General features: G+C 64.2%; 16 protein-coding genes and 1 tRNA gene. 5 read left to right on the forward strand and 12 right to left on the reverse strand.

Annotated features, from left to right (window positions below; all coding sequences use genetic code 11):
- Positions 1–29: 29 nt before the first annotated feature.
- Entirely contained in the window at positions 30–863 is an 834-nt protein-coding gene (gene queF, locus VL52_RS02290; protein WP_046155536.1) for an NADPH-dependent 7-cyano-7-deazaguanine reductase QueF, read from the forward strand.
- 67 nt (positions 864–930) lie between these two features.
- On the opposite strand, the gene VL52_RS02295 is transcribed toward queF, so the two are convergent.
- Positions 931–1,608: a pseudouridine synthase gene (locus tag VL52_RS02295; protein ID WP_046155537.1), complete on the reverse strand. Its 678-nt coding sequence runs from the start codon at positions 1,606–1,608 to the stop codon at positions 931–933.
- Between the two features lie 154 nt (positions 1,609–1,762).
- Here VL52_RS02295 and VL52_RS02300 point away from each other — a divergent pair, with 154 nt between their 5' ends.
- Entirely contained in the window at positions 1,763–2,470 is a 708-nt protein-coding gene (locus VL52_RS02300; RefSeq protein WP_046155608.1) for an alanyl-tRNA editing protein, read from the forward strand.
- Positions 2,467–3,159: an MOSC domain-containing protein gene (locus VL52_RS02305; RefSeq protein WP_046155538.1), complete on the forward strand. Its 693-nt coding sequence runs from the start codon at positions 2,467–2,469 to the stop codon at positions 3,157–3,159. The genes VL52_RS02300 and VL52_RS02305 overlap by 4 nt, the downstream gene beginning before the upstream one ends.
- Before the next feature lie 54 nt (positions 3,160–3,213).
- Here the strand turns inward: VL52_RS02305 and dtpA are convergent, their stop codons facing one another.
- Positions 3,214–4,701 carry a dipeptide/tripeptide permease DtpA gene (gene dtpA, locus VL52_RS02310; RefSeq protein ID WP_046155539.1) on the reverse strand — a complete coding sequence of 496 codons (1,488 nt, stop codon included), beginning with the start codon at positions 4,699–4,701 and terminating at the stop codon, positions 3,214–3,216.
- 435 nt (positions 4,702–5,136) lie between these two features.
- The gene (locus tag VL52_RS02315) at positions 5,137–6,054 is read right to left on the reverse strand and encodes a LysR family transcriptional regulator (protein ID WP_052729065.1); all 918 of its coding nucleotides are present in this window, start codon (positions 6,052–6,054) and stop codon (positions 5,137–5,139) included.
- Positions 6,055–6,176: 122 nt separating this feature from the next.
- Between VL52_RS02315 and lysA the strand changes: the two genes are divergently transcribed.
- Positions 6,177–7,406: a diaminopimelate decarboxylase gene (gene lysA, locus VL52_RS02320; protein ID WP_046155540.1), complete on the forward strand. Its 1,230-nt coding sequence runs from the start codon at positions 6,177–6,179 to the stop codon at positions 7,404–7,406.
- Positions 7,407–7,481: 75 nt separating this feature from the next.
- Here lysA and VL52_RS02325 read toward each other — a convergent pair whose 3' ends face one another.
- Complete coding sequence (locus tag VL52_RS02325; RefSeq protein ID WP_046155541.1) at positions 7,482–7,796, reverse strand: BON domain-containing protein; 315 nt, start codon at positions 7,794–7,796, stop codon at positions 7,482–7,484.
- Positions 7,797–7,997: 201 nt separating this feature from the next.
- On the opposite strand from VL52_RS02325, the gene mltA reads away from it, so the two are divergent.
- Positions 7,998–9,257: a murein transglycosylase A gene (gene mltA / locus VL52_RS02330; RefSeq protein ID WP_046155542.1), complete on the forward strand. Its 1,260-nt coding sequence runs from the start codon at positions 7,998–8,000 to the stop codon at positions 9,255–9,257.
- A 53-nt stretch (positions 9,258–9,310) separates the two neighbouring features.
- Here the strand turns inward: mltA and VL52_RS02335 are convergent, their stop codons facing one another.
- The 8 genes from VL52_RS02335 to VL52_RS02370 all read right to left on the reverse strand — a co-directional run bounded on the left by VL52_RS02335 (position 9,311) and on the right by VL52_RS02370 (position 16,340).
- Complete coding sequence (locus tag VL52_RS02335) at positions 9,311–9,565, reverse strand: hypothetical protein (protein ID WP_046155543.1); 255 nt, start codon at positions 9,563–9,565, stop codon at positions 9,311–9,313.
- 100 nt (positions 9,566–9,665) lie between these two features.
- Positions 9,666–10,406: a DUF1223 domain-containing protein gene (locus VL52_RS02340; protein ID WP_052729059.1), complete on the reverse strand. Its 741-nt coding sequence runs from the start codon at positions 10,404–10,406 to the stop codon at positions 9,666–9,668.
- 206 nt (positions 10,407–10,612) lie between these two features.
- Positions 10,613–10,691, reverse strand: a tRNA-Ile gene (locus VL52_RS02345).
- A 92-nt stretch (positions 10,692–10,783) separates the two neighbouring features.
- A complete protein-coding gene (rpoD, locus tag VL52_RS02350; protein ID WP_046155545.1) occupies positions 10,784–12,712 on the reverse strand; it encodes an RNA polymerase sigma factor RpoD in 1,929 nt (642 codons plus the stop codon).
- 77 nt (positions 12,713–12,789) lie between these two features.
- Positions 12,790–14,589, reverse strand: coding sequence for a DNA primase (dnaG, locus tag VL52_RS02355; RefSeq protein WP_046155546.1), 1,800 nt, complete (start codon positions 14,587–14,589; stop codon positions 12,790–12,792).
- Between the two features lie 17 nt (positions 14,590–14,606).
- Positions 14,607–15,053, reverse strand: a complete 447-nt coding sequence (locus VL52_RS02360; protein ID WP_021478759.1) for a GatB/YqeY domain-containing protein — start codon at positions 15,051–15,053, stop codon at positions 14,607–14,609.
- Between the two features lie 111 nt (positions 15,054–15,164).
- Entirely contained in the window at positions 15,165–15,377 is a 213-nt protein-coding gene (gene rpsU / locus VL52_RS02365) for a 30S ribosomal protein S21 (protein ID WP_021478758.1), read from the reverse strand.
- A gap of 162 nt (positions 15,378–15,539) precedes the next feature.
- Complete coding sequence (locus tag VL52_RS02370) at positions 15,540–16,340, reverse strand: thiazole synthase (protein WP_046155547.1); 801 nt, start codon at positions 16,338–16,340, stop codon at positions 15,540–15,542.
- Between the last annotated feature and the right edge of the window lie 36 nt (positions 16,341–16,376).

The following is a 16,376-nucleotide window of genomic DNA, read 5'->3' on the forward strand; positions in this document are numbered from 1 at the left end:
CATCAGCATTCGGTTAGAAAGTCGCAACCATGAGCCATCTCACCCCCGAACATTCGCCGCTGGGCAAGACCGTCAGCTATCAGGACCAGTACGATCCTTCCCTGCTGTTCCCGATCGCGCGCAAAACCAAGCGCGACGAGATAGGCGTGGATGAAGCCGCGCTGCCCTTCGCCGGCATCGACATCTGGACCGGCTTCGAGCTGTCCTGGCTCAACGCCCGCGGCAAGCCGCAGGTCGGCATCGCCACCTTCCGCATCCCGGCGGCCAGCCCCAGGCTGATCGAGTCCAAATCGTTCAAGCTCTACCTGAACAGCTACAACCAGACGCGGATGGACGGCGTCGACGCCCTCTCAGCCCAACTGGCGCGCGATCTGTCCGCAGCCGCCGGCGCCGAGGTTTCGGTCTCCATCGCGCTGCCGCAGGCCTTCGCCGCCGAACAGGTACGCGAACTGGCAGGCGAGTACATCGACGAGCTGGACATCGAGGTCGACCACTACTCGCCCTGCCCTGAGATTCTCAAGGCCGACGCCGCCAACATCGTCAGCGAAACCCTGTGCAGCAATCTGTTGAAATCCAACTGCCTGGTCACCGGCCAGCCGGACTGGGGCAGCGTGTCCATCCGCTACACCGGGCCGAAGATCGACCGCGAGGCGCTGTTGCGCTACCTGATCGGCTTCCGCCGGCACAACGAATTCCACGAGCAATGCGTGGAGCGCATCTTCGTCGACGTGCTGCGCGCCTGCGCGCCGGAGAAGCTCACCGTCTACGCCCGCTACACCCGCCGCGGCGGCCTGGACATCAACCCGTGGCGCAGCAATGCGGACGCCGCGCCGACGGACAACGTCCGCGCCGCGCGGCAGTAAGCGGCCCGGCCGGCCAAAACAAAAGGGATGCCAAAGAGCATCCCTTTTTTGCGGACCAGGCCCGGCCTCAGAACGGCGCCGGTGCCTCGAATTCCATCTCCTCGAAAGTCACCGGGTGGCGCAACACCAGCCGCGACGCGTGCAGCAGCAGGCGATCGGCCTTGGCCAGCGCCTCCGGCGGCGCGTAGATGTCGTCGCCGAGGATGGGGTGGCCGGACTCCAGGTGCAGCATGTGCATGCGCAGCTGGTGGGCGCGGCCGGTTTGCGGATCCAGCTCCATCCGGCTGAGGTTGCGGCCGGTGTCGCGCAGAATCACCCGGTAATGGGTGATGGCTTCCTTGCCCTCGTCGAAATCCACCTTCTGCCGCGGCCGGTTCGGCCAATCGATGATCAGCGGCAGGTCCACGGTGCCGCTATTGCTTTCCACGATGCCGTCCACCACCGCGATGTAGCGCTTCTTCACCTTGCGGTCCATGAAGGCGATGGACAGCGCGCGCTGCATCTCCGGGCCGCGGCCCATCACCACCAGGCCGGAGGTGTCCATGTCCAGACGGTGCACGGTCAGCGCGTCCGGGTAAACCTTCTGCGCGCGGCTGATCAGGCAGTCGGCCTTGTCCTCGCCCCGCCCCGGCACCGACAACAGGCCGCTGGGCTTGTCCAGCACCAGGAGGCAGCTGTCGGCGTAGATCACGGAAAGGCCGGTGTCCGGCGGCGGGTTGTAGTGTTCCAGGTTGTGTCTTTGCATTGAAAACGGCTTTTAAGAAAAACGATTTGGCGGCGATTATCGGCGTTAAAGCCTTGCGCCACAAGCTGTTACCGTCTTTTCTCCGCGGCGCTGTCACTTGAAATCCCGCTCGGCAGCCATCACCCTGTCCAGACAAGACGACAAAGGACGCATCATGACGGAACGATTCTATCAAGACCCCTACCAGACCCGCCTGGCCACCCGCGTGCTAAGCCACGACGACGCCGGCCTCGCGCTGGAAGACACGCTGTGCTACCCGCTGGGCGGCGGCCAGCCCGGCGACAGCGCCACGCTTACGCTGGCCGACGGCGCGACGCTGCGCATCGCCGATACCCGCCGCGACCGCGAGACCCGCGCCATCCTGCACCAGACCGAGAGCGATGCCCGCCTCGCGCCGGGAACCGAGGTGACGCTGGAGCTGGACTGGGATCGCCGCTACCGCCACATGCGCATCCACACCTGTCTGCATTTGCTGGGCGTGGTGATCAAGGCCGGCGTCACCGGCGGCAACATGACCGCGGAATCCGGCCGGCTGGACTTCGCGCTGCCGGAAGGCATGGAGCTGGACAAGGAGCGTATCGAGGCCGAGCTGAACCGGCTGGTGGAGGCCGACCTGCCCCTCGCGGTGAAAATGACCAGCGGCGAAGCGCTGAAGGCGCAGCCCGAGCTGATCCGCACCATGTCGGTGACGCCGCCCTTGCACCTGCCGGAGATCCGGCTGATCGAGGTGGAGGGCGTGGATCTGCAGCCCTGCGGCGGCACCCATGTCGCGCGCACCGGCGAAGTGGGCCGGGTGCGGGTGAAAAAGATAGAAAGCAAGGGCGCGCGCAACAAGCGAGTGGTGGTGGAGTTGGCGGAATGAGCCGGGAAACCGTCATCGGCTGCGTGCTGGCGGTATTGACCGGCAAAGCCGTCCCCTTCGTCCGCCCCGACGCGCTCAGCGCCATCGCCAAGCAGCCGCTGGCTGGACGCGCATCCCTGGGCGCGCTGGGCCTGGCTGGCGACGAGCAAGGCGATCCCCGCTACCACGGCGGCCCGCACAAGGCGGTGCATCTGTACGCCTTCGAGCATTACACCCGCTGGCGCGACGAAATCGGCCCGCGTCCGGCGCTGGAGCACCCCGGCGGATTCGGCGAAAACCTGAGCACTCTGGGCATGGACGAGACCACGCTGTGCCTGGGCGACCAGCTGGCTATCGGCTCCGCGGTGCTGGAGATCTCCCAGGGCCGCCAGCCTTGCTGGAAGCTCAATCACCGTTTCGACCAGCGCGACATGGCCAAACGCTTGCAGGACAGCGGCCGCACCGGCTGGTACTGCCGGGTGCTGCGCGAGGGCGATGTCGGCGCCGGCGACGACATCCGCCTGCTAGCGCGCCCGCATCCCGAATGGACGCTGGCGCGGCTGGCCGACGTCTTCTACCGCCGCGGCCTGGAACGGGAGCTGCTGCTGGAGATCGCCCGGCTGCCGCTGGTGGAGTCCTGGCGGCAGCTGATCGAGAAAAGGCTGGAAAGCGGCCAGCTGGAAGACTGGAGCCGCCGGCTGGACGGCTAGGCAAGCAAAACGGGGACCGAACCGGTCCCCGTTGCTATTTGGCGGATGCCGCGCTCAGCGGGCGTCCAACGCCATTTCATGTTCCGGATGCTCCGGCTTCTCGTCCAGCGTCATCCGGTGCAGCCACGGCGCGATGATGATGGTCACGATCGCGATCGCGCCGGTCACCACGCCGATCTGGGTGAACACGCGGCTATAGATCTCCAGCGTGGCCAGCGGGCTGGTGACGTTGTCCGGCGCGGCGGTCAGGCCCGCCACCCAGCCAGCGATCACCGACGACGCGGCCGAGGTCAGGAACCATGCGCCCATGATGAAGCCCATCAGGCGCTGCGGCACCAATTGCGCCACCATCGCCAGGCCCAGGCCGGAGATCAACAGCTCGCCCACGCTCTGCAGCAGATAGCTCAGCACCATCCAGTTGGACGACACCAGGCCCTGAGCGTTGGCGTACTTGGCGCCCAGCGGCAGCACCAGGAAGGCGCCGGCGCACAACACCATGCCGATCGCGAACTTGTGCGGCATCGGCAGGCGGTTGCCCAGCGTGTTGTAGCAGAGGGCGAGCAGCGGGCTGGCCAGCATGATCCAGAATGGATTCAGCGACTGGAACTGCTCCGGCTGCACCGGGATGCCGAATAGCGTGTGCTCGGTGTTGTGGATGGCGAAGAAGTTCAGCGACAGCGGCATCTGGTTGTACAGCACGAAGAATACCGTCGCCTGCAGCATCAGGATGGCGGCCACGATCATCTTCTTGCGCTCGGCGCCCTTCAGCAGCAGCGTTTCCTTGACGTACAGGCCCACCACGCCGATGGACAGCGCGGCCAGCACCACGTTGGCGATGATCTCGTGCTTCAACAGCAGCGCGGCGGCGGCGCAGGCGACCACCACGCCGGCCAGCACCGCCAGCCAGATGGACAGCTTGGGCGTGCGGAAGTCGGCGTCGGAACCGTATTCCTTCACCCAGCCTTGCATCAGGATGAAGTTGGCGACGGTGATCAGCATGCCCACCACCGACAGCGCGAAAGCGTGGGCGTAGCCGAACTTGTCGGCCAGCCAGGGCGTGGCCAGCATCGACAGCAGAGAACCGATATTGATCGCCATGTAGTACATGGTGAACGCGCCGTCCAGGCGAGGATCGTTCTCCTCGTAGCACTTGGACAGCAGCGACGACGGGTTGGCCTTGAACAGGCCGTTGCCCACCGCGATGGTGCCCATGCCCAGGTACAGCAGGCTGATGTGGTCGGCCGACGCGGTGACCATCGCGTAACCGGCGGTCAGCACCAGCGCGCCCAGCAGAATGGTGCGCTTGGTGCCCAGCACCTTGTCGCCCAGCCAGCCGCCGACGGCGATCAGGCCGTACACCAGCGCGATGAAAGACGAAAACAGCGTGAAGGAGTCAGCCTCGCGCAGGCCCAGGGCCTTCACCAGGTAGACGGCCAGGATGCCCTGCAAGCCGTAGAAGCCGAAACGCTCCCAGAATTCGATCGAGAAGATCAGGTAGAACGGCTTGGGCTGGCGCAAGGGATTGAGCGCAGACGACGTCATTATGGGTTCCTTGTAATCAGAACTGCCGCGGACCCGGGAAAAAATCCTGCATGGCGGAATGACGGTAAGACAGGCACCCGCGGTGCCGGCCGTTGCCAGTCACGCCAGGGTGAGACAGACAGTGGTCACTACTGAAAAATAAGGCAAACTCATGCCATCATTCAAAAAAGCATGGCAAATAGCGCTTTTGCTCTATGAAAGATAGCGTCCAGGAACTATTGATGAACGAAGTAGTCGGACCTGTCAATGCGGGGAGAAGAAATCAGGCGCGAATACCCGCATGGCAAGGACGGGATTCGAGAATGCGACAGTATTTTACAAATCAGAATGCTGCCAAACTGGTTAATGCAAGAACAAATGCAGTTCATTGACATATTTAAGCAATATAATTGCTTTTATATCAAGACAACATCCATTCCCCGCCAATTCCCGTCCTCACCCGCGCAAAGCCGCCAGCCTGCTGTCCAGCTCGCTCCCCCGCCGGCGCAAAGCATCCACGAAACGCAGCGGCAACGGCGACACCGGACGGAACTGCGGCAACACCAGCTGCACCGAAAACGGAATGGCTTCGGCCAGCGGCCTTACCGCCACCCCTCTGCCCGCCTCGGCCAGCGCCGTCAAAGGATTGACGATGGCCACCCCCAGGCCCAGCCTCACCATCTCGCAAACCGAAGCCGCGCTATGGCTGGACAGCTGCAGCCGCCGCGCCACGCCTTCGCGCGCGAACCAGGCGTCCACCTGCTGCCGGTAGCTGTCGCTGGCCGCCAGGCTGATGAAGGACAGGCCGTCGAAATCGCGCGCGTCCAACCTGCGCTTTTCCGCCAGCGGATGCGTCGCCGGAAGCACGCACAGCTCGTCCCCCTGCCATAAAGGCTGCGCCAGGCAACCAGCCGGAGCCTGCTGCTGCTCGGTCAGGCCCAGGTCGAAACGCTGCGCGGCCAGCCATTCCTCCAGCCACGGCGACTCCTGCGGACAGATGTCCACGCCGACATCGGGAAAATCGGCGGCGAAATCGGCGCAAGCCGCCGGCAACAAGGCCTGCGCAAACACTGGCAGGCAGGCGATGGCCAATTGGCCGCCGGCGAACCGGCGGATGGCATCCGCGCTGGCGACGATGCGCTCCAGGCCGACGAAGCTGCGCTCTACCTCGGCGAACAGCTGCAATGCCTGCTGGGTGGGCCGCAACCGGCCGTGGCCGCGCTCGAACAGGGCCAAACCCACCAGCTGCTCGCAGCGCGCCAGCTCGCGGCTGACCGTCGGTTGCGAGGTATGCAGCAAGCGCGCGGCGCCGCTGACGCTGCCGCTGGTCATCACCGCCCGGAATACCTCGACGTGACGCAGATTGATCGACACGGCCACTCCCGTTTCCTGAATTCAATCCATATCATAAATGAAAGGACTGGCAACAAATTGCTATTTTATTTTTGCATCCTGTAGGCGGATCATAGCTTGAAACCCCAACCGGAATAGCCGCCATGCACGCTTTCGACCACCGCCAGCTCGCCGACATCGCCCGCCGGCACGGCACCCCGCTATGGGTCTACGATGCCGGGGCCATCCGCCAGCGCATCGCTCAGCTTAAGGCGTTCGATACCATACGCTACGCGCAGAAGGCCAACTCCAACACCCACATCCTGCGGCTGATGCGCGCCGAGGGCGTGAAGGTGGACGCGGTGTCGCTGGGCGAGATCGAACGCGCGCTGGCCGCCGGCTACCGCGCCGGCGGCGAGGACGCCGACATCGTGTTCACCGCCGACGTGCTGGACCGGCCGACGCTGGCCAGGGTGGTGGCCGAGAACATTCCGGTCAACGCCGGCTCCATCGACATGCTGCGCCAGCTGGGCGAAGCCGCGCCCGGCCATCCGGTATGGCTGCGCATCAATCCCGGCTTCGGCCACGGCCACAGCCAGAAAACCAACACCGGCGGCGAAAACAGCAAACACGGCATCTGGCACGGCGACCTGGACGAAGCACTGCAGGCCATCCGCCAGTTCAAGCTGCGGCTGGTGGGCGTGCACATGCACATCGGCTCCGGCGTCGACTACGGCCACCTGGAGCAGGTGTGCGGCGCCATGGTGGACCTGGTGGCGAAGCTGGACTGCGACATCGAGGCCATCTCCGCCGGCGGCGGCCTGTCCATCCCCTATCGCGACGGCGAGCCGCGCATCGACACCGGGCATTATTTCCAATTATGGGACGCCGCCCGCCGGCGGATCGCCGAGCGCCTCGGCCATCCGGTGCGGCTGGAAATCGAGCCCGGCCGCTTCCTGGTGGCAGAATCCGGCGCGCTGCTCGCCGAAGTGCGCGCGGTGAAGAATATGGGGAGCCGCCGCTTCGCGCTGGTGGACGCCGGCTTCAACGACCTGATGCGGCCCTCGCTGTACGGCAGCTACCACCACATCACCGTGCTGGACGCCGACGGCCATGAAAAAACCGGCGCGGAGGATACCGTGGTGGCCGGGCCGCTGTGCGAATCCGGCGACGTGTTCACCCAACAGGAAGGCGGCACCGTGGAAACCCGGCCGCTGCCGCCGGCGGCGGTCGGCGACCTGATGGTGTTCCATGACGCCGGCGCCTATGGCGCATCGATGTCGTCCAATTACAACAGCCGGCCGCTGCTGGCCGAGGTGCTGGTGGATGGCGGCGAGCCCAGGCTGATCCGCCGCCGCCAGACCATGGCCGAGCTGCTGGCGCTCGAAGCCTGAGCGGCCCAACGCAGGACGCAAAAAAGCCGGACGTCGTCCGGCTTTTTCGCACATTCCGTCAAACCCGGGCCGGAATCAGCCCTTCTGTTCCATCTTGTTGATGACGAACTTGACGCCCGGCACCTTCTCGGCGGCCTGGCCGGCCTTGAACATCTGCTGATCGTCGGTCATCACGCCTTCGATCGTCACTTCGCCCTTCTTGCTGGACACCTTCAGGTCCAGCGGCTTCAGGTCCGGCTCGGCGTCCAAAACCTGTTTGACGCTGACGGCCAACTGTTCGTCGGTCGGCGCGGCCACCGCCGCGTCGTCGGCATAGACTGCATGGGCGGCGAAAGCGCCGGAGCAGGCCAGAGCGGCCAACAGCAGGGTGCGGCTTGCGATTCGTTTCATCGTTTTCTCCAAATTTCTCGCGACGATGGCCGTTCGGCACCCGCGCCGACGGCCATATCCATGGGACCCGTCCATGTTAACGATGAAACTTTTCGGTTTTGTTTCAGCTCCATGACTTCACATCTGCCCGGCATCACGTCGGGCCGTCCATCAGGTTACAATCCAGACCATCTACCACGGGAAGGCCATCCGGCCCCAAGCATGAAGCAGACACTGTTCAAGAAAAGCTGGCCGCTATGGCTGGCCTTGCTGGCGCTGGCCGGCTGCACCACCACCCCTTCCGTCGTCCCCGGCCTCCCGGCTCCCGGCATCCCTGCCGGAGCCGACAGCGCCAGCCCGGCCGCCCTTCCCGCCTGGAACGATCAGGCCGTCGGCGACACGATCCAAGGCCTGCGCCAAAGCTGCCGGACCCTGCAGAAGAAACCAGCCTGGAGCGGCGTCTGCCGCGAGGCCGGCGCGCTGGCGGACAACGACGCCGACGCCGCGCGCCGCTTCTTCGAAAACCGCTTCACCGCCTGGAAGCTGCGCGACGGCGGCCGCGACAGCGGCCTGATCACCGGTTACTACGAGCCGCTGCTCAACGGCAGCCTCAACCGCTCCGAACGCACGCCGTGGCCGGTCTACGGCGCGCCGCGCGACATGGTCAGCGTCGACGTGCCGATGAACCAGCGCAATCGCGGCGTGCTGCGCGCCAAACAGACCGGTCCCGGCCGGCTGGCGCTGGCAGCAGGCGGCAATATCGAAATCAACCCGGCCGACTTCCCCGCCGATCCGCGCGGCATCCGCATGAAGGGCAGACTGTCCGGCTCCCGCCTGCTGCCCTACTTCACCCGCGGCCAGATCAACCAGGGCAGCATCGCCGGCAGCGCGCCGGTGATCGCCTGGGTCGAGGATCCGGTGGAGCTGTTCTTCCTGCAGGTGCAGGGCTCCGGCCGCATCCAGCTGGACGACGGCAGCTTCCTGCACGTCGGCTTCGCCGACCAGAACGGCTATCCCTACCAGTCGATAGGAAAATGGCTGGTGGACAAGGGCGAAATGACGCTGGGGCAGGCGTCGATGCAGGGGATCAAGGATTGGCTGGCGAAAAACCCGCAGCGCCGCGACGAACTGCTGGCGGTCAACCAGAGCTATATCTTCTTCAAGCAATTGCCAGGCGACAACGGCGGGCCGATCGGCGCGCTGGGCGTGCCGCTGACCGGCGGCTACAGCATCGCGGTGGACCCGCGCTACATCCCGCTGGGCGCGCCGGTCTACCTGTCCACCACCTGGCCCCACTCCAGCGAGCCGCTGACCCGGCTGGTGCATGCCCAGGATACCGGCAGCGCGATCAAGGGCGCGCTGCGCGCCGACCTGTTCTGGGGCTACGGCACCGAGGCCGGCATGTATGCCGGCCGGATGAAGCAGCAAGGCAGCCTGTGGCTGCTGCTGCCCAAGGGCTTGTCGCCCGGCGCCGCGCTGTAACGCGCATCCCGGCAAACGGAGTCCACGGGCTCCGTTTTGGTTTTAAAGCCGGCTCAGGCCGCCAGCGCGCGCGGCCGGCGGCGGGCGACGATAATGGGCGGAACAAGCGCGGCCGGCGCGGCCTCGCCGCCTTCCCGCTCCTCGTCGCGGCTCAAGGCGGTCTCCAACGCCCGGCTGGCCAGGAACAGCGCGCGCACCACTTCCGGCTGCCGGAGAACGGCGTGTTGCGACAACAGCTCGCCACTGAGCGGATCCACTCCAATGGCGAGGGCTTCCACTATGCTGCGGGCTTCGGCTGGCGACATCATGCAGGCTCCTCGGACTGATGGAACGACAATCCATGCCGCGAATATCGTGGCTGGACCCCGCATAGGATCGGCATTCCCGGCGAAAAACGCACCTGTCTGTTCAGCCACCTGCGCAATGCGCGGCCAGCGCCTGGCGCACCCGCCCCCGCTCGTCCTCCAGCCAGACCGCCGCGCCGCTGGCGCCCGGCCTCTGGCCAACGGCGAAGCGCAAGTGCAATTTCAGCGTCGTTTTGGCGCCGCTCAGCGGAAAAGGACCGGCCAGGGTCCGCGCCACCGCGTCGTGCTTCAACAGCCTGCCCTCGTTCTCTCCCGCGCTCACCCGGCTTTGCAGGCCGTCCTCGAACAGCGCCAGCATCAGACGCAGCGGCGGCTCGCCGGGCCCGAGAACGGCCTCTGCCTCGATGTCCAGGCCATCCCCCGCTTGCCGCCCCCTCACCCGCAGCGCGGCACCCGCCTGCCCGCTGGGAAGGCTAGCCCGCAGGCCATCGTAGCCAGAGAAACGCCAATCATGTCCATTGACCAGCATCTGCGGGGTGTAAATCAGCGACGATCCGGCCAGCGCCGCGCGCCAGCGTTGGCGCTGCGAATAATCGGGGCTGGCGAAACGGTCGCGCCAGCCCAGTCCATCCCAGTAATCGACATGGAAAGCCAGCGGCACCACCCGCTTCGCGTCCAGCCCCGCCATGGCAAGCCCGGACAGCCAGTTTTCGGCCGGCGGGCAACTGCTGCATCCCTCCGAGGTGTACAGCTCCAGCAGCGACGCCTGCCGGCCGGCCTCCTGCGCCCCGCTCAGGACGCAAGCTCCGGCCGCCTGCGCCGGCTGCGCGAAGATCAACAGCATCCCAGACCAGCAAATCGTTTTCCAGCACTCCATAGCGCTCTCCCCCTGCCGTTTGCAGATTAGTCGCAAACGCCGCGGGTTTCTTGCATGGGAAGGGTGGATCGTCACCAGGCGGGATACGCCATTCGCTCAAGAAAACGGCGAACGGCCAGCTAGTTTCGGAGAAACAGGAAAAGGGGTTGCGCTTGCGCGCAACCCCTTGTATCTGGTGGGCCCCCCGAGAGTCGAACTCGGCACCAACGGATTATGAGTCCGCTGCTCTAACCAAGCATGAGCTAGAGGCCCTGAAGAGTGGGCGATTATAGCAGGGGAAAAGAAAAATCCCCAAGCCCTTTATTCAAGGAGCTTGGGGATTTCCGACAATTCAAGCGGTGCGCTTATTGGCCGCCCGGCTCGCTGTCCAGGAAGCTGCGCAGACGCTCGGAACGGGTCGGATGACGCAGCTTGCGCAGCGCCTTGGCCTCGATCTGGCGGATCCGCTCACGGGTCACGTCGAACTGCTTGCCCACCTCTTCCAGCGTGTGGTCGGTGTTCATGTCGATGCCGAAACGCATGCGCAGAACCTTGGCCTCGCGCGGGGTCAGCGTGTCCAGCACTTCCTTGGTCGCGTCCTTCAGGCTGGAATACATCGCCGCGTCGGACGGGGCCAGGTTGTTCTGGTCCTCGATGAAGTCGCCGAGATGGGAATCGTCGTCGTCGCCGATCGGGGTTTCCATGGAGATGGGCTCCTTGGAAATCTTCATGATCTTGCGAATCTTCTCTTCCGGCATCTCCATCTTTTCGGCCAGTTCCGCCGGATCCGGCTCGCGGCCGCTTTCCTGCAGGATCTGACGCGAGATGCGATTCATCTTGTTGATGGTCTCGATCATGTGCACCGGGATGCGGATGGTGCGCGCCTGGTCCGCGATGGAGCGGGTGATCGCCTGGCGAATCCACCAGGTGGCGTAAGTCGAGAACTTGTAGCCGCGGCGGTATTCGAACTTGTCCACCGCCTTCATCAGGCCGATGTTGCCTTCCTGGATCAGATCCAGGAACTGCAGGCCGCGGTTGGTGTACTTCTTGGCGATGGAAATCACCAGACGCAGGTTGGCCTCGATCATTTCCTTCTTGGCGCGACGCGCCTTGGACTCGCCGGCCGACATCTGGCGGTTGATTTCCTTCAGCGCCTTGATCGACAGCATCGCCCGGTCCTGCAGATCGGACAGACGGGTCTGCTTCTCGATGATCGCGTGCTTGAAGCGGGTCAGCGCCTCGCTCCAGGCCTTGCCGGAATCGATCTCGCTTTCCACCCAGTCGGTATTGATCTCGTTGCCCGGGAACACCTTGATGAAGTGGGCGCGGTCCATGCGCACGCGGCTGACGCAGATGTCCTGGATATCGCGCTCGTAAGTGCGGATCTCGTTGACGCGCCCGCGCAGCGACTCACAGAGGCTTTCCACCTGGCGGGTTGCGAAGCGCACCAGCATGAACTCGGTGGTGATCGCGTCCTGCAACTCCTGGTATTCCTTGCTCTGCGGACCCTTGGAGCCCAGCGCCTTGACCATCTTGTCGAACAGCATGCGCACGCCGGCGAAGTGCTCCAGCGCGTGCTGCTTCAGTTCTTCCAGATTGGCCGCGGCGTCGGCGTCGGCGTCGACCTCGCCTTCCTCGTCCTCTTCCTCTTCCTCTTCCTCGTCCAGCAGATCATCGCTGTCCTCGGCTTCGGCGAATTGGGCTTCGTCTTCGGTCGGGGCGTTGAGGTCGATGAAACCGTCCACGACTTCGTCGACGCGGATTTCATCGCGCGACACGCGCTCCATCAGCTCCAGCACCTCGGCGATGGTGCCGGGGCAGGCGGAGATGGCCTGGATCATGTATTTGAGACCGTCTTCGATGCGCTTGGCGATCTCGATCTCACCCTCGCGGGTCAACAGCTCGACCGAGCCCATTTCGCGCATGTACATGCGCACCGGGTCGGTGGTGCGGCCGAATTCGGAATCAACCGAGGACAAGGCCGCCTCGGCCTCTTCCACGGCGTCTTCATCCGCCACCGACGGGGTGGCGTCAGACATCAGCAAGGTTTCGGCGTCAGGCGCTTCCTCGCATACCTGAATGCCCAGACCGGCGATCATCGTGACGATGTTTTCGATCTGCTCAGCGTCGGATACGTCTTCCGGCAGGTGGTCGTTGATTTCGGCGTAGGTCAGATACCCACGCTCTTTGCCCAGGGCGATCAGCTGGCGCAAGCGTTTCCGCTGCTCTTCCAGGCTCATCACCTCTTGTTGGCTGTCCTGCACATCTTTCTGGTTTTCGGGAGAGGCCGCCATTTCGCTTCCTGCTTGAAAAAAAGCCGAAAAAAACAGTTGATTATAACACAACCACTTGAACTTTTCCGTCGAACCCGTTAGTTCGACGGCGAGAACATTTCCCGCAACAACTGGCCCATCAGAACCTTCTCCTCCAGAGTCAGTCCCTCGTGCCGGTCCTTCAGTTTTAGCCGTTCCAGTTGCTCCGCATGCAGCATTTTGAGCAGCCTGGCATTGCCGTCCTGGAACAGCTGCCGGTCATCGTCGCTGGGGTCGGCGAACTCGTCCGGATCCTGCATCGCCTGTTGCAGCACGCCGTCGATCAAACCCTCGTACGGCGTGCCGCGCAGCCCTTCGATCAATTGCGCGGTGTTCGGCGCGTCGCCGTGCTCCAGCACCCGCTCGGCCAGCATCGCGAAGCAGCCCAACTCATCCGACAGCGCCAGGCTGTCCGGCAATTTGACGTCGCCCGCCCATTGCGGATTCATCAGCAGCCACTTGATCAATTTCTTGACCATGGTGGTGTTGACCACCCGCTGCGACTCCGCCGGCAGCCTGTACTCGCGCTTGCCGCCGCCGCGACTGCCGCGCTCGGACCGCTGCGGCTTGCCGCCTCCGGTGAGCATGTCCAGCTCGTCGACATCCACGCCGGCCATTTCAGCCAGCCGCTTGCGTATCATGTAGCCCAGCGCCGGCGCGGCGATCTGGGCCAGCAGCGGCGACGCCTGGCGGATCAGATCCGCCTTGCCTTCCGGCGTGCCGAGATTGACGCCGCGGCACAGCTCGCGGGTGAAATACACCGACAGCGGCAGGCTTTCCTGAACCAACAACTGCTCAAACGCATCGGCGCCGAATTCGCGCACATAGCTGTCCGGATCATGCTCGGTCGGCAGGAACAGGAAGTTCAGCGCCTTGCCGTCCACCAGCTGCGGCAGGCTGTTCTCCAGCGCGCGCCAGGCGGCCTTCTGTCCGGCGGCGTCGCCGTCGAAGCAGAAATACACCTGCTCGGCGTGCTTGAGCAGCTTGCGCACGTGCTCGCCGGTGGTGGCGGTGCCCAATGTGGCCACCGCGTAGCCGATGCCGTACTGCGCCAGCGCCACCACGTCCATATACCCTTCGACCACCAGAACCCGGTTCTTATCCCGTATCGCCTGGCGCCCCTCGTACAGGCCGTACAGCTCGCGGCCCTTCTCGAACAGCGGCGTTTCCGGCGAGTTCAGATACTTCGGCTCGCCCTTGCCCAGCACCCGCCCGCCGAAGCCGACGATGGCGCCGCGCTGGTTGCGGATCGGAAACATCAGCCGGTCGCGGAAACGGTCGTAGCGGCGCCCGCTATCCTCGGCCACGATCACCAGGCCGGCCTCCACCAGCTTGTCGTCCTGGTAGTTGTCGACCGCGGCTTCCAGGTTCTGCCAGCCGTCCGGCGAGTAGCCCAGGCCGAAGCGGGCCGCGACTTCGCCTGACAGCCCCCGCCCCTTGCAATAGGCGACGGCGTTGGCCGCGCCTTTCAGCTCGCGGCGGTAGAAATCGCTGGCCTGCTGCATCAGTTGCTCCAGCGAGACCTGCTTCTCGCGCGCCTTGCGGCTGGCCTCCGGATTGAGGTTGCGCTCGTTCGGCACCTGCATGCCGATGCCCTCGGCCAGCATCTTGACCGCGTCGATGAAGCCGATGCCCTGGTACTCCATCACGAAGCCGATGGCCGAACCGTGCGCGCCGCAGCCGAAGCAGTGGTAGAACTGCTTGCTGGGACTCACCGTAAATGAGGGCGACTTTTCCTTGTGAAAGGGGCAGCAGGCCATATAGTTCTGCCCGCCCCGCTTCAGCGGAACGTAGCGGTCCACCACGTCGACGATGTCGACGCGGGACAGCAGCTGGTCGATGAAATCCTGCGGAATCAAGTCCTGGCGCCTCGGCCTCAGGCGCTCAGCTTGGCTTTGATCAGCGCGGACACCTGCGCCATGTCGGCGCGGCCGGCCAATTGCGGGCGCAGCGCGCCCATCACCTTGCCCATGTCCTGCATGCCGGCGGCGCCGGTATCGGCCACCGCCTTGGCGATCAGCGCCTCGATCTCGGCCTGGGACAGCTGCTGCGGCATATAGCCCATCAGCACGTCCATCTCGGCCTGCTCCTTGTCGACCAGATCCTGGCGCTGGGCGGCCTGGTACTGGGAGATCGAGTCACGACGCTGCTTGATCATCTTGTCGACGACGGCGATGACGCCGGCGTCGTCCAGTTCGATGCGCTCGTCCACCTCTTTCTGCTTGACGGCGGCCAACAGCAGGCGGATCGCGCCCAGCTTGTCGGCTTCCTTGGCTTTCATGGCGGACTTCATGTCGTCGGTGATGCGAACTCTGAGGCTCATGTCGTGCTCACTTGGAAATCAGGCGCTGCGCGGGCAGCGGGGGAAATTCGGGAGTACAAATGGCAAAACCGCAGGCATGGCCTGCGGTCCTGCTTGATGCCGGAAAAACTCTTAGTAGAGTTTCGGCGGCAGCATTTGGCTGCGGATGCGCTTGTAGTGGCGCTTAACCGCGGCAGCGTGCTTGCGCTTGCGCTCGGTGGTCGGCTTCTCGTAGAACTCGCGAGCGCGCAGTTCGGTCAGCAGGCCAGTTTTTTCCACGGAGCGCTTGAAGCGACGCAGGGCAACTTCAAACGGTTCGTTCTCTTTAACGCGAATAGTCGGCATTTACTTAAGGGTCCTTAGATTTCTTAGGGCGTGGCTAAAGCCGCCGCCTGTAAAAACAGCATTTTAGCAATGTTACTGCATTTGTAAAAGTCTGAAACGACAACGTCAGGTCATCTTGTGGTGTTTTGCGCGGTTTGGCGCGGCCAGCCTGGGCCATGAACATCACGACTTGACGGAAGAAATCACCCCCTCACTAGGAGAACTTGGCACTGCACTATAAAAACGTTTCGGCATCCGGCCGGCGAGATAGGCGGCGCGGCCAGCTTCCACGGCCAATTTCATGGCGTGCGCCATTTGAACCGGATTGCGCGCAGCGGCAATCGCGGTATTCATCAGCACGCCGTCGCAGCCCAATTCCATCGCTATCGCCGCGTCGGACGCGGTGCCGACGCCGGCATCCACGATCACGGGGACATTGGACTGCTCGATGATCAATTGCAGGTTCCACGGATTCAAGATCCCCATGCCCGAGCCGATCAGGCTGGCCAGCGGCATGATCGCGCAGCAGCCGATCTGCTCCAGCTCGCGCGCGACGATGGGGTCGTCCGAGGTATAAACCAAGACATCGAATCCCTCCGCCACCAGCACCTCGGCGGCCTTGAGGGTTTCCTTCACATTGGGGTACAGATTGTTCGGATCCCCCAGCACTTCCAGCTTCACGAAACGATGGTCGTCGAGAAGCTCCCGCGCCAGCCGCAAGGTGCGCACGGCGTCTTCGGCGGAATAGCATCCCGCCGTGTTGGGCAGGAGGTTATACCGGTTTTGCGGCAAAAAGTCCAGCAAATTCGGCTCGTTAGCGTTCTGACCCAGGTTCACGCGCCGTATCGCCGCGGTGACGATTTCGGTGCCGGAGGCATCCAGCGCCGCCGCGGTCTGCTCGAAATCCTTGTATTTGCCGGTCCCCACCAGCAAGCGAGAACCGTACTCTCGGCCGGCTATCACCAGTTTATCGTCCACCTGCATTCCCTTTTCTTCCATTGACGTCAGAACGGCAGGAGA

The sequence above is a fragment of the Chromobacterium vaccinii genome (assembly GCF_000971335.1).
Classification (GTDB): domain Bacteria; phylum Pseudomonadota; class Gammaproteobacteria; order Burkholderiales; family Chromobacteriaceae; genus Chromobacterium; species Chromobacterium vaccinii.

What these genes read in the sequence shown, in the direction of transcription:
- queF (WP_046155536.1), top strand. Translation starts at nt 30, where the DNA reads ATGAGCCATCTCACCCCCGAACATTCGCCGCTGGGCAAGACCGTCAGC.
- VL52_RS02295 (WP_046155537.1), bottom strand. Translation starts at nt 1,608, where the DNA reads ATGCAAAGACACAACCTGGAACACTACAACCCGCCGCCGGACACCGGC.
- VL52_RS02300 (WP_046155608.1), top strand. Translation starts at nt 1,763, where the DNA reads ATGACGGAACGATTCTATCAAGACCCCTACCAGACCCGCCTGGCCACC.
- VL52_RS02305 (WP_046155538.1), top strand. Translation starts at nt 2,467, where the DNA reads ATGAGCCGGGAAACCGTCATCGGCTGCGTGCTGGCGGTATTGACCGGC.
- dtpA (WP_046155539.1), bottom strand. Translation starts at nt 4,701, where the DNA reads ATGACGTCGTCTGCGCTCAATCCCTTGCGCCAGCCCAAGCCGTTCTAC.
- lysA (WP_046155540.1), top strand. Translation starts at nt 6,177, where the DNA reads ATGCACGCTTTCGACCACCGCCAGCTCGCCGACATCGCCCGCCGGCAC.
- VL52_RS02325 (WP_046155541.1), bottom strand. Translation starts at nt 7,796, where the DNA reads ATGAAACGAATCGCAAGCCGCACCCTGCTGTTGGCCGCTCTGGCCTGC.
- mltA (WP_046155542.1), top strand. Translation starts at nt 7,998, where the DNA reads ATGAAGCAGACACTGTTCAAGAAAAGCTGGCCGCTATGGCTGGCCTTG.
- VL52_RS02335 (WP_046155543.1), bottom strand. Translation starts at nt 9,565, where the DNA reads ATGATGTCGCCAGCCGAAGCCCGCAGCATAGTGGAAGCCCTCGCCATT.
- VL52_RS02340 (WP_052729059.1), bottom strand. Translation starts at nt 10,406, where the DNA reads ATGCTGTTGATCTTCGCGCAGCCGGCGCAGGCGGCCGGAGCTTGCGTC.
- rpoD (WP_046155545.1), bottom strand. Translation starts at nt 12,712, where the DNA reads ATGGCGGCCTCTCCCGAAAACCAGAAAGATGTGCAGGACAGCCAACAA.
- VL52_RS02360 (WP_021478759.1), bottom strand. Translation starts at nt 15,053, where the DNA reads ATGAGCCTCAGAGTTCGCATCACCGACGACATGAAGTCCGCCATGAAA.
- rpsU (WP_021478758.1), bottom strand. Translation starts at nt 15,377, where the DNA reads ATGCCGACTATTCGCGTTAAAGAGAACGAACCGTTTGAAGTTGCCCTG.
- VL52_RS02370 (WP_046155547.1), bottom strand. Translation starts at nt 16,340, where the DNA reads ATGCAGGTGGACGATAAACTGGTGATAGCCGGCCGAGAGTACGGTTCT.